We start from the raw sequence: 14601 nt of genomic DNA on the forward strand, positions 1-14601 counted from the left end.
AACGGATTCACCGCCGCCGACCTCGACCACGCGCCCAGCCCGCACAAGGCGGACTCGCCCGAGTTGCGGCGGATGCGCACCGGTGACTTCGCTGTCGAGATCGAAACCCTGGGCGTGCTACGGGAATCGGGGCGCTTCGCGCCCGTCGGCCCCGCCGAGACCGCCTACACCCAGGCCTACGATCGGGCCTACCGGAAGGCGTCGCACGCCGACGACGGCGTGCCGCCCGAGCGTCGCGCGCTGGACGCCGGGCTGACGGCGCTGCGCAAGTACGTCGACAAGGTGGGGCTGCCCGAGGCCGAGATCACGATGGAAGTCGCCCGTTCCGCCGCGGACAACCACGGCCGCTACCAGCCGTGGCCGATGGCCGATGATGCGGCGGAGCCGGCGCGGCACGCTCCCGTCGAGGCCGACGACTCGGCGGTGGCGCGGCGCACGGTCAACGCCCTGCTCGACCGGGATCCCGCCGGTGTCCGCCTGACCGAACGCATCGCGCTGTTCACCGGTGAGCGGGGTGTGCACCGCCTGGTCATCGTGGCGCAGCCCGGCGGGCATATCGACGCGTTGCGTGAACTGGCGGTGCGGAATTCGGCATATGCCGAGGTGTTGTGGAGCGGAACGCATCGCCTCGACTACCTCGCCGTCTCGCCGGACGACGGTGGCACCCGCTGGCTGCCCGCGGGGGTGGCGGAGGGGCCGTATCGCGCGCCCGACCGCTACGAGACGATGCAACAGTTCTTGGCGCACTATCTGCGCTATCGCGAGGCAGGCCGCACCGGTCTCGGCTTCGAGGCGTGGCTGCGTCAGCTCGGTCCGGAAATGTTCCACACCAAGCAGGATCAGCGGGAAGCGGACGCACACGAAGCCTACGAGGGCCGCCAGAACAAGGGCTCGCTGCGCCACGACGCGCTGACGAACTTCCGTACGGAACCGGAGGTCGGCGAACCGCATCCGGCGGTGGTGGCCCACCGGCTGGCCACCAGGCAGGTGCCGCTGCCCGAGCCGGGGAGCGGACCGGGCGTGTCGTGGCCGCGGACCACGGTGGGCAGCATCGAGATCGCCGATTACTCGTTCGGCATCGTGCTGGAGGCCGATGGCAACGGCGGGTGGCGCGTGCCGGCCCCGACCGGCGACGGTGGTTTGGACGACGCCTTCGGCAGGCTCTTCCACGGCATGTCCGACGGCAGTGTCAAGAAGCTGGTCAAGCGGATCTCCCGGTTGCTCGGCGACGGCGGGTCCGATCTGGTCCGGCGCGAACCAAGGGGAGCGCTGCGGCGCATGGCCGATCGGCTGTCCTTCGGATCGCGCGACGACGCCCCGCGCTCGATCGACGCGGGCCAGACCGAGCACAACCCGCCGCAATTCGACCAGCCGCGCACCCCCGACCCGGATCAGGCCCGCCGCGCCGAGGCCGACCGGCGGCAGGCGGTGCTGGACCGGCTTGCCGCGCAGAACCACGACGCGGTGCGCGAACGCGACGCCGCACGCGCGGCGAAGGATCCGGAACGGCTCGCAAGGGCCGAGGAGCGCGTGGAGCGCCTGGACCGGGCGATGGCGACCGCCCTGGAACGCGACGCGTTGCTGCGCGCGGATGCCCGGCCGGTCACCGATCGCGTGGGCATCCTCGCGGGCGAGCCTCCGATGGTGCTGGTGGTGAATCTCGGCGGGACGGATCCGGCTCACGCGCTGGCCGATGCGGCCGCAGGGCATCCGGAGGTGGCGGACGCTTTGGCTCGAGGCGCACGGCCGCGCGAGCTGCGGGTCGACCCCGACGGCACCATCCGGGTCATGCCGATCGCCCCGCGCGCGGATGCGGCCGCAGGCGGAGAGTCGCGGCACACCGCGGCCGGGCGGCGATCCGATGACCCAGCCGAGCCGGGTGAATCCGGAACCGCGAAACCCGGTTTCGGCGAAAATGGATCCGATTCCGCGAAGCTCGGCGATGGCGATGGCGATGCCGAGACCGTGCGGCTCGGCTCCGGCGAGGGTGACGCCGATGTGAAGTCCGGCTCGGGCGAGGGTGAAGTCGATTCTGTGAAGCCCGGCCCGGGCGATGGCGATGCTGATTCCGTGAAGCCCGGCTCCGGCGAGGGTGAAGTCGATTCTGTGAAGCCCGGCCCGGGCGATGGCGATGCTGATTCCGTGAAGCCCGGCTCCGGCGAGGGTGAAGTCGATTCCGTGAAGCCCGGCCGGGGCGAGGGTGAAGTCGATTCCGTGAAGTCCGGCTCCGGCGACGGCGATGCCAATCCCGCGAAGCCCGCTTCGGGCGATGGCGGTGCCGAAAAGCCGCCGACCACACCGCGCTCCGCGGACGACCCCGGCGACGAGCCCGGCTCGCCCTCCGACTGGTACTTCCGGATGCGGATCGAGCAGGCCGACTGGGAGGCGGACATGGCCGCCGACCACGCCGCCTGGTTGCGCGAGCAGGCCGACGCGAACCCGGACGACCGCTGGGCACGGTTACGCGCCGAACAGGCGGAATGGAACGCCCGCATGGCCGCCGACCGCGCGGCCTGGTTGCGACTGGAGCAGGCGGAGAACGAGAGCTGGTCCGCCACGCTCGAAGCGGACCGGATGCGGCGCATCGCCGACGCCGATCCGGACGACCCATGGGCGGAACTCCGCGCGCAACAAGCGGAATGGAACGCCCGGATGGCGGAGGACCGGGCGCAGTGGTTGCGCAGGCTCTACGCGCCGATCGGGAGCGAACCACGCGCCGATTCGGCCACGCCGGACTCGGCGGCTTCGGCACGGACCGACTCCGCGCCGTCGTCCGCCGCCACTCCGGAGACGGACACACCCCCGCTCGGCGCGGACGGGTCGCGGACCGGTGGCGCCGATGACGACCCGCGCGCTCGGATGTCACCCGAGACGCGGACGGAATACGACCGGCTCGCAACCGAACTCGAGCAGGCGCAGGCCCGGCGCGACGAACTGCGCTCGCGGCGTGACGAACTGGCGGGACGGCTGCCGATCGATGACGCCGACGACTGGGCGGCCCTGCGACCCGGACCGGACGGCCTGGACCGGACGCTGGAGGAGCTGCGCGGACGGACCATGCCGGTCAGCGAGATGCCGGAACGTCTCGCCCGGATCGACGAACTGGAACAGAACGCGCGGGACTTCGCCGACGCCGACGCGGAAACCGCCCGCCTGGAAACGCAACTCGCGGATCTCGAACTGTCCACCACTCCGGTGGGCGAATACGACCGGCTCGTCCAGCAGCGCCAGGCCCTGACCCGTGAACGCGAGTTCTGGCGGGCCAAACGTGAGGACCGCGCCGCCCGCTGCGAATCCTGGGGTGACAGCGTCGTTCTGGACGAGTCGGCGTTGCGCGGGGATCAGCTGGAGACCACCGTGCTGCGGCTGTACGAGGCCGCGAACGTCAGGACGGTCGACGACGGCGGCGGCCCCGACGACGCGCCGCACACCGACCGGGTCGCGCCGGAGCCGCTGGAACTCGAGCATCGCAGGCGGACGATCGAGAAACTCGCCGCGGCCGCCGAGCAGGTCAACCAGCTCGACGAGCGGATCCAGCAGGTGGACCGTCGAATCGATGAGTTGCGCAGGGCAGGCGTCGGAGCGCAGCGGTCCCGGCCGCAGGACGTGATCGACGCGCTGGAAGGGCTGGCCCAACAGCGGGCCGACGCGCTGCGCGAGGTCAAGCCGCTGCGGCACGAGCGCGACGATCTGGCGGCGCGCCTGGGCCTGCTGGATCCCGAAGGCCGAGTCGATCAGGCGGCCTGCGAGCCGGAGCGGCTGGACCGGACCGTGGCCGACCTGCGCGCGGCGGTCCGGGACGGGCTCGCCGACGGCACGCTCTCCGAGGCGGAGGCCGACGCTCGCCGCCGGGACATCGACGCGCTCGATGCCGTCGCACGCGAGGTGAACGACGCGCACAACGCGATCGGCCGCATCCAGGACGACATGGCCAGGGTTGCGGGCGCGTATCGGGATTTCATCGAACGCATCGGCGGCCGGATGGTGACCGACCGGGTCGGCATCATCGACGGCGAGCGCCCGCGCATCATCGTGTTCGGTGCCCGGCCCGACCCGTCCGCCCCGCGCGCCGATCACGACGCCGCTCTGGCCGACGCCCTGCGCCGCAGTTCCGATGTGGCACAGGCGATCGTGCGCCCGGAGACCACGGTCGACTACCGTCACGTGCTCGCCGACCGCGAAGACAACGTGCGGACGCAGGACATGGACCCGCCCGAGATCGAACGGTTGAGTACCGGGTGGATCGGCGGTCGCCGCCTGGACATCACCTCGTGGCGCGACGCCGACGGCGTCTGGCACCGCGTCGATCCGACCCGTCCGGACTGGGAATTCGGGCGCGATCGCAGCGAACCGCCGAAGAAGTACTCGCGGAAGGAACTGCCGGACGGTGTCAGCGGGTGGGCGATGGAGGACGTCGTCAACGACATCACCCTGCCGACCGACGACGTCCCGCCGGGCATGATCCCGGAGAGCACCCTTCCGCTGCACATGCCGCAGGCGCCTTCGCGGTACGACACCTCGGGCGTCGACGAGCACGACGTGTACACCCAGCACTGGGGCGGCGATTCGTACAACGTGGTGCGCCTGCTGCTGATGGCGGCGCAGGTGCCCAAGCATCCGGCGGTGAAGGCGTGGATCCAGCGTCATCCGGAGATCGGCGAGTGGGTGCAGGCGCGGCCGTGGCTGCGACATGTGCCGCCGTTCGGCACGGTGTTCCGCAACTACGAATGGTTCGCCCCGCCGCAGCGCAACATCCAGCCGATGCACCGGCCGTGGAATGCGGCCGACCATGTGCCGCCGGGCGACCGGGTCGACATCCCGGAGGGCCTGCGGCGCGAGTGGGACCGTGACGTCGCTGCCTGGCAGCGGGTCCAGGACTGGGCGGACGGGGAATACGAGCGCTTCCTCGCCGACGACACCGACATCGACCGGATCGCCGACGGCCTGGACCGGCATCGGCGCGCCGAGCAGGAAACCCGGGCGCGCGAGGTGGTGGACGCCGTCGCACGGCTGGTCCGGCGGCAGCCGGGTATCGATCCGCTCGGCGACGTCGACGCGCAACTCGGGCGCATCCACGACGAGATCGACCGGATGGCGGCCGACCTCGCGGACCGGTTCGCCGCCGAAGACCCCGACGCGATTCGCGACACTGTGGAGGACATCCGCGAACTGGTGGCGGGCGGTGGCGATCCCGACGACATCGCCACCGCGCTCGCCGAGCACATGCGCGACGACGTTCCCGTGTTCACCCGCGAGGAACTGGCGCGCATCAAGGACCACCTGATGGTCGAGGAGCATCGAGTACGCGAACACAGCGATCCGGCCGGCCGGTACACCGACGAGAAGATGGACCGCCTCGCCGATGTAGCGGAGGCGTGGCAGCGACTGATCGACGGCGTCCCGCTGTCACAAGACTTCGTGCTGCTCGACGACATGCTGGCCGAAGCGCGATTCCTGGATGAAAATCCGCTTTCGACCTGGCAGCAGGCCAACGCGCACGCGATCACGCTCGGCTATCACTGGGACGCCGACCGCCCGCCGTTGACCGATTGGCGCGCGGGCATCCCGTACGCTCCCGCTCCGCTTGCACCGGACCCGGGCTACCTGCCGCCCGCATCGGGTGCGACGCCGTCGCGGCCCCATGGCCCGACCGATGGCCCCGGCGAAGGACCCCGCGGCGGCGATCGCCGCCCGCCCGCCGGAGAGGAGCCGTCGCGCCCACGCGAAGAGGACGAATCCTCGGCGCCGAACGCCGACGGCGGTGCGCAGAAGCCCCCGGAGGATCCACCCGCACCCGCGCGTCCGGACGAGCCCGACGAGCCCGACGACTCGGGTGACGGTGAGCAGGGTGCGCCGCGGACCGATCGTCTCGAGGACGAACCGGATGCGGCGTCGCCACGCACCGCTCGTCCGGACGAGTCCGATGATTCGGGTGACGGTGGGCAGGGTGTGCCGCGGACCGACCGTCCTGAGCGCGAACCGGATGCGGCGGAGGCGTCGCGCACCACGCGTCTGGGCGCGTCCGATGATTCGGGTGACGGTGAGCTAGCCGTGCCGTCGACCGACCGTCCCGGGAGCGAGCCGGATGCGGCGTCGCCGCGCACCGTGCGTCCGGATGAGTCCGGTGAAAGTGCGTCGGACGACCTGCGGAACGCCGCGCCGCACTCCCCATCCGTCACCGCGCGCGACGATGCGCACCGAGCGCTCGCCGACCTCGACGAGCTGCACCGCCGAATCGACCAGCAGCTCGACGACCTGTTGCGCCGCGCGAGTACGGATCTGGACCGGATCGAGCAGCGCGCTCTCGACCGCCTGGCCGACATCGAAGCCGAGATCGCCGCACGGTTCGACGAGCTGTCCGCTCGGCCCGACCAGGGCGTCCCGGCCGCAGCCGAGGTCCCGCCGCTCGCGGCGCCCACGGCCCGCCCGGGCGCGGAGAACTCGGCCGAGGCGGCGCTGGAGCGCATCCGCGCGGAGTTCGACGACGCGGCCCGGCGCACCGACGAACGATTCGACGAGCTGCTTCGCGACACCTTCGCCCAGCTCGACGGGATCGCGACGGACCTCGATCAGCACTTCGACGCCGCCGTCGCCCGGCTCGACCGGCTCGCAGGCGGGCCGGACGACGCGGCACACCCGTCTCCGGAGGCCCAGACGCTGGACGAGTTGCATGCTCGCCTGCTGGACGAACTGGACGAGATCCACCGCCGCGCCATGGACCGCCTCGACGCACTCGAACGCGAGCTCGACGGATTCCCCTCGGGCACAGAGCCAACGCCACCGCCCGCGCCGGGGGAACCAGTGGCGGGAACTACGCGCGTGGGCGATCCGGCTCCGGGTGACGGCGACCGGTCTCCCAGGAGACCCGTCGCGGGAAGTGCGCGCGTCGGCGACCCGGCTTCACCCGGAGAAGCTCGGGAAACCAGAGGGCCTGTCGCGGGGAAAACACGAGCCGACGACCTAGGTGCGACTGGCGGCGAAAGGCATCCGGGTGTTGACGCCGAGCATCTGTCGGCTGAGCGTGATGCGGCGGCACAGGAGTTGGCGGATGCGCGGGCCGACCTCGCGGACGCTCGCCGTGGGTTGCCGGTGAACGAGGAGGATCTGACGCGGGATGCGTTGGACGATGCGCTCGAAGCCCTGGGTGGCCGCACGATGCGGGTGGATGAGCAGGGCCCGTGGCAGGAGCGGGTTGCACGGCTCGAGGATGCGGCGCGGCGGGTGTTCGACGCGGAGGACGCGTTCGCGCGGGTGGACGACGCTCGCGACGAGGACGGCCAGGTGGCCCGTCCGATATCGGACAACCCCGGCGAAGAATCTGCTTCGCGTGGAGCGGACACCGTGGCCGGGGAATCGGTACGTGTCGACGCCGAACCGAGCCGCCCGACCGCCCGGCGTGATGCGGCGGAGCGGGAGTTGGCGGACGCGCGGGCCGACCTGGCGGATGCTCGCCGTGGGTTGCCGGTGAACGAGGAGGATCTGACGCGGGATGCGTTGGACGATGCGCTCGAAGCCTTGCGTGGCCGCACATCGCGGGTGGACGAGCAGGGGCCGTGGCACGAGCGGATTGCGGAGTTGGAGCGTGCCGCGCGGCGCGTGTTCGACGCCGAGGACGAATTGGCGCGGGCCGAATACGCTCGTGCACAAGCGGCTCGGGCTGCTGACACCGAATCGCCATCGGAAGATCCAGGCGCAGAGCCGGTTACACGTGAGGTCGAGGCCGAAGAACCGGTGCGTGCCGACGCCGACCAGGATCGCCCGGTCGCTGTGCTGCCTGACACCGCCGAACCGCGGGCGGAGGCCGCAGGTGCGGATGGTGAGCCGCCATCCGGGCCGCCGCCCACGAATGCCGAGCCACCGGCCGATGGCCGTCCGGATGGTGCTCGTCGCACCGGCAATCCCGTTCACGACGTGCTCGAATTCCTTCGCCAACAGCGCGATTGGACCGATCAGCGCGATGCCGACCCGCTCACCGATGCCGAGGCCGAGCACGTTCGCCTGCTCGCCGAGGCATTGGGTCTCGACGAGAGATTCGCCGCGCTGCGCGATCCGCTGGCCGCTCTGGCCGAACTCGCCGAAATCGCCAGGGCGCGAGGCTTCCTCGACGAAGCCGACGGCCCGCGCATGCGCTACCCGGACGATTTCGAGCCGCTCACCAGCGCGGAACGCTACGGAGACGAGCAGTTCTGGCTCGCCGAGGCGCCCGACGACGGCCTGCGCGACGTACAGGACGACTTGCGCCGCGCGGGCCTGCCGATCGAGCAACCGCGACCACCGCGACTGCCCGCGGCTGCCACGAGCCCGGATGCCCTGCCACCTGCCGACCCAGGCCGCACGGTCGCCGACTCGGAACGCCTGGCCGCGCAACGGGACGCGGCGGTCCGCGAATTGGCCGACGCGCGCGCCGGTCTCGCGGATGCGCGGCATGGTCTTCCGGTCGATGACGAGGATCTGACACGGGACGCATTGGATGACGCGCTCGACGGCATGCGCGGCCGCACGTTGCGTGTGGATGAGCAGCAACCATGGCAGGACCGGGTCACGCGACTCGAGGATGCGGCTCGGCGCGTGTTCGATGCCGAGGACGGGCTCGCGCGGGCCGAAGACGCAGCACGCGAAGCCGATCCCGCGGCCGAAATTCGTCCAGGGGCCGACACCGAGCGCCTGACCGCGCAGCGGGATGCGGCGGCGCGGGAGCTGGCCGACGCACGGGCCGATCTCGCCGATGCTCGCCGTAACTTGCCGGTGAACGACGAGGATCTCACCCAGGCTGCGTTGGACGATGCGCTCGAAGCCTTGCGTGGGCGCACATCGCGTGTCGACGGTCAGGGACCGTGGCAGGACCGCGTCACGGAGTTGGAGCGCGCCGCCCGGCGCGTCTTCGACGCCGACGCGGAACTCGCTCGGTCGGAACGCGCCCTCGAGCAAGCCGCGACCACCAATGAACGGACACAGCAATCGGATGCACGTGACGCGACTCACGGTGTGCAGTTGCCGCGTGTCGTTGCCGAGCGTCTGTCCGCGCAGCGGGACGCGGCGGTCCGCGAATTGGCCGATGCGCAGGCCGATCTCGTGGCGGCCCGCCGTGGGTTGCCGGTCGACGACGCGGACCTGACGCCGGGTGCGTTGGACGACGCGCTCGACGGACTGCGCGGACGCACGCTGCGGTTGGACGAACAAGGTCCGTGGCAGGACCGTGTCACGGAGTTGGAGCGCGCTGCCCGCCGTGTCTTCGATGCCGAAGCGGAAGTCGCTCGGCTGGACGATGCCCGCGCACAGGCCACTCGGGCAGCCGAGCCGCACTCGAATGATGCGAACCGAGAGCGTGCCGGGGATGCGCACGAGTCGTCCCGCGCTCCGCGTCCTGAACCGATCGACCGGACTCGCGATCGGCTCGCACGCCGATTCGCCCTCGACGAGGACGACCTGTCCCCGGAGCATCTCGGCGCCACCATCGCCGACCTGCGTTACCGAAACCTGTTGCAGGCGGGCATGGTCGAGGCGCTCGCGGCAGCGACCGAGCGGGCGCGCGGCACGCGTCATCCGGACTTGCGCGCGCAGGTGCGCGAGACCCGCGACGCCTGGGCACGGCGGCTCCGCATCGATCCGGCCGATCTCGATCGCGATCCGGCCGGGACGGTGGAGCAGGCCCGTGCCGCGGTGCGCCGCGACGCGCAAGCCATCGCAGACCTCGCCGACGCCGTCCAAGCGGCCCGCGGCCAGACCGGCGCCGAGCCCCAGCCGGGGGAGACCCGCCGGTACACCCTCGAGGTCGATGGTGAGCGCGTGCCGGCGCGGCTGGTCGCCGACGAGAACGGCGGCTGGCGGGTGGAGACGCCCGAACGTCTCGACGCACCCGAACCGGCGGATACCGACGTGCCCGCACCGCGGCAACCGGAGCGGCCGAAGTCGCGGCTGCGTCGCCTGTGGGAGGCACTGACGGCGGGATACCTCGGCGAGAGCCCGAAGTACCCGTCCGGCTCCGGCATCGATAGCGCGGGCCAATCGCTGATCGCGCACGAAGCGGGCCTGCCGCTCACCAAGCACTACGACCCGACTCCCGCGCCCGGCGACGAATACGAGGTGATGCAGACCAAGTTCAGTCCGGTCCGCATCCTCAAAGAAGCCGTCACCATGTGGCGCAAGCGGGAACTCGTCCCGTTCCTGAAGCGCCTGACCTCCCGGGTCGCCGACTCGGCGGCCGAGTACGGCACACCGGTCGCCCGCGACGGCGAGGAGTACCGGTACTGGCTGGAGGAGGCCGATCCGGAGCTGGTGCGCCGGGAACTCGGGGTGGAACTCGAGGAGCTGAAGCGACAGGCCGAGGACGCCGCCCGCGCGATCGCCGCGCCGGAGTCCAGGCCGGAGCCGACCGACGGCGAGACGCCCGACGCCACACCGGAACCGGCCCTGCGGTCGGGCGAGGAGCTGCCCGCGAGCACCGGTGAACTCGCCGACTGGCTGCGCGAGTTGTCCGAGGCGACGGTCCGGCGGCAGGAACTGGCCGACGCCCTGGTGGCCGCGGCCGCTGCGCTGGGCGTCGACCTCGGTGAACCGACCCTCGAGAACGTCCGTCGGGTCGTCGATCTGCTGCGGTATCAGCAGATCCGCCGGATCGGCGCGCTCACCGGCCTCGCCGAGGCGTCCCGCCGGTACAACGCCGAGCACGAGCGGATCCCGTACAGCTACGAGGTCGGCTTCTTCGACGCCAACCCGATGAACCGTTTCCTCGGTGAGGTAGTGCGCGCCTTCGGCGGCAACCCCACCCTGTTGGACTGGCAGGGCGTCAACAACGGCGGTGAGCCGAGCCGCGAGTGGGGCGACCTCTACGACACCGACCAGCCGGGCCAGGACCAGGGCCTGCGCTCCTTCTTCGAGAATGCGCTGCGCCGCGACCAGATCAAGGACGAGCGTTCCGTGTGGGCGCAGCTGCTCGGCACCGATCTGCACGCGCTCGACGCGCATCAGCTCGCGAACGCGCTCGCCGACGAGATGGACCGGATCCGCGAGCACGCGCGCGGCATGACCGCCTTCCGCACCGACGCCGACGAGTTCCTGCGGGCCGATGCCGCGGCCGACGAACTCACGGGCCTGATCGGCGACATGGCCGGGCGGGACCGGGTACTCGCTCGGGGCGGAGCGATGCTGGAAGACGGTACCGGTCTCGGTCTGGTCCCCGGCGAGCCCGGCGGGCCGATGCGGTTGGTGGTCGTGGACGGCACGCTCGGCCACGACCGCGTCCTCGCCGACGCGCTCGCGGCGCACCCCAGGCTCGCCGAGGCCGTCAACGAGGGCATCGTCGAGGTCCACTACCTGGTCACCGACGTGCGTCCGGACCGGATCGCGATCGCCGACGGCGGGGCGACGCAGGTGCGTCACTTCACCGGCGAGGTCGAGGGACGCAGCCTCGACGTCACCGTGGTGGACGACGGCGACGGCTGGCGTGTCGTGCCGGACGCTGTCGTGAACTCCGACACGCTTCCTGTCGCGGACGAGGCGCCGGAACCGTTGTCGCGACGGGAGATCGGCGACGCCATCAGTGAACTCGCGCAGCGCCTCGACATCACCGAAGCGGAGCTGGCTTCCCCGGAACTGCTCGCCGAGCGGCTCGCGGTGCTGCGCGACGAGAACGCCATTCGCGCGGGACAGATCGAGGCGATCATCGACTACGCGCGCACCGCCTGGGACATCGACACCTATCACGAGGTCGGCGACGCGCGGCATGTGCTGGCGCACCGGCTCGGCCTGGACGCCGCGGACATGACACCGCGGCGCCTGGCCGAGGCGATGGCGGACCCGGATATTCGCAACGCCTTGCGGCAGCAACGGGCCGAGGCGCTGGTCAAATACGCGAAGCTGTTGCGCGGCATCGACCCGGCCGCGATCGATGCGGCCAACGACCGGCTGGTCCGGCGCCTCGACGCCTTGCCGGGAACAGTGCGGATCACCGGTCTCGGGCAGCTGGGCGAGGTGATCGCCAACCAGTCACATCGGCCGAACCTGCACCCCGACCTGGTCGACGCGCTCACCGACTACGCCGACGCGCTCGCCGCGGTCGATGTGTTCGACCCGCGCGCCCACGGTGACCGAGCGCTCGATCCCCGCGTGTCCGATGTCGAGTTCCCCGTGCACGACAAAGCCGTTCGCCACCTGCTGGCGGTCATCGGCGACGTCGTCCACCTCACCGAGGCTCCTGGCCGGCTCGGCATGCTGGACGGCGACACCAGCGCCGCGCCCGGCCCCGATCGCGGGGCCGGGCGGGACTTCGCGCGCCTGGTCGGAGTGGACCTGACCGACGCGGGCCCGGAACGGTGGGCCGAGGTCTACGAGGTCTACCGCGACGGCAAGCTCGACCAGAACGAGCGACTGACCCCCGGTCAGCTCGCCGAAGTGCAGGCCGAGCTGCGCGCCGATGTCGTCGGGCGCGCCGACGACATCGCCGCCCTCTCCGATCTCGTTCAACGCGCCGCCCGCGCCGATGTGGAACGCCTGTCCGCGCAGCGCGCCGCGGTGGTTCGGGAGTTGGCGGACGCGCAGGCCGATCTTTCGGATGCCCGCCGCGGTCTTCCGGTGAATGACGAGGACCTGACGCGCGATGCGTTGGACGATGCGCTCGACAACCTGCGTGGGCGCACGTTGCGGGTCGAGGAGCAGGGCCCGTGGCAGGAGCGGGTCGGAGCGTTGGAGCACGCGGCACGCCGCGTATTCGACGCCGAAGACGGGCTCGCGCGGTTGGACGAGACACTCGAGCAGGCCGCTGGAGCCATCGAGCCGCTCTCGCCCGACGGACCGGAAGAATCGGTTTCGCGGGCAGCGGAAGAGTCCGCTCGTGCCGAGGCGGAAGCGGAGCGGGCGCGTCTGTCCGCGCAGCGTGCTACGGCGGAGCGGGAGTTGGCTGATGCGCAGGCCGATCTCACGGATGCGCGTCGTGGACTACCGGTGAATGACGAGGATCTGACGCGGGATGCGCTGGATGACGCGCTGGATGGTCTGCGTGGGCGCACGATGCGGGTGGATGAGCAAGGCCCGTGGCAGGAGCGGGTTGCGCGGCTCGAGGATGCGGCTCGGCGTGTGATCGATGCCGAGGACGAGCTCGCGCGGGCCGAAGACGCTGTGCGCGAGCATCCTTCGGGGCGCTCCGCGCATCGTTCCTCCCAGGAGGGCGCGTCCGGTTCCCGGACTGCTCGCGGTGGCGGGGAGACGTCACGCCGGGAGCGTGACGGTGGCGACGATTCGCCGGAGAGCGGAACTCGCGTTCATCGCGACGGTGCTGACGAGTCGTCGGGCGGTGCTCGCTCGAACCGCGACGGTGATTCGGAGCCGCCCGCGGGTCCGTCGGGCCCGGGGCCGGTGCGTTACCGCCGGATGCCGCCGAACTGGGCGCCGCGCTCGCACATTCCGCATCCGCCGAGGGACTACGAGTTCGAAATGCCGGGGCCGTTCCTGAACGAAGTGGAGCGGTGGCCCGTCCCTATGCCGCAACCGGAACCCCCGAAGCCGCCGAACCCACCCCAGCCACCCACGCCGCCGGTTCCGCCGCTCCCGCCGGTTCCGCCCACGCCGCCGCTCCCGCCGGTTCCGCCGACACCGCCGGTTCCGCCGACACCGCCGGTTCCGCCGACACCACCGCCGGTTCCGCCGACTCCGCCCACGCCGCCGCTCCCGCCGGTTCCGCCGACTCCACCGGTTCCGCCCACGCCGCCGACACCACCCGCGCCGCCGGTCCCGCCCACGCCGCCGGTTCCGCCGACACCCCCGGAGCCGCCGGTTCCGCCGACACCCCCGGAGCCGCCAGTTCCGCCGACACCCTCGGAGCCGCCCACACCTACGGTTCCGCCCACGCAACCTCCGTACCCGTCGACGCCTCCCTTCCCGCCCGGCGGGCCGACACCCGGCCAGCCGACGCCTCCGTATCCGTCGACGCCACCGGGAACACTGCCCCCATACCCGTCGACCCGACCCTCATACCCGACTATGCCGACCCCCGGACCGTCCGCACCGCCATACGCGGGACCGTCCGCACCGTATCCACCCACTTCACCGACCTGGCCTGGCAACACGAACGACCCAGGCCGGCCCGACGGCACGGTCCCGCCGGGTATGCCCATGCCCCCGATGCCGCCCGGCATGCCGATGACGCCAGCGGTGAACGGTGGCGCACGGACCAACGGCCGCGGGCCGCAGGGGAACGGGCGCCGCGGCCAGGACCCGGAACGGGGTATCTTCGTCCGCCCGTTCGCAGGCTTCGGTGTACCCGCGGAGTTCGACCCGATCACCGGCGCGCTGCGCGCCAACCCGTCCGAGGCGGCCACGCACGACGGCGTCTACGGTGAGCTCGGTGGAGTCTCGGTGGTGTTCTATCGACACGACGGCAGACTCGTCCTTCGTGTCGGTGACCGCACGGTCGAGCTCGACGGGCCCGTCGGCGTCGAATGGGGCACGGTGGGATGGCGCACCACCCGGTTCGCGGTGGCCGTCGGCGGTGCCGTCTTCTGCGAGCTGACCTATCGCTCGGTGCCGGAGGAGATGGATATCGGCGCGCTGGTCCGAGCCGTGGTCGACGACCCGGTGCGCCGCGCCGAGATCTTCGCCGGATGACCG

General features: G+C 71.7%; 1 protein-coding gene (running past one end of the window). It reads left to right on the forward strand.

Translation table 11 applies throughout. The features are described from left to right. Nucleotides 1-14598: the 3' end of a hypothetical protein gene (locus AB0L97_RS18290; RefSeq protein WP_364430815.1), read on the forward strand. It extends 17637 nt beyond the left edge of the window; 14598 of the gene's 32235 nt are visible here — the last part of the coding sequence; its start codon lies off the left edge, out of view; the stop codon is at nucleotides 14596-14598. Nucleotides 14599-14601: the final 3 nt, after the last annotated feature.

Origin of the sequence: Nocardia sp. NPDC051911 (assembly GCF_040681035.1) — a bacterium.
In the GTDB taxonomy this organism is placed as follows: Bacteria; Actinomycetota; Actinomycetes; order Mycobacteriales; family Mycobacteriaceae; genus Nocardia; species Nocardia sichangensis.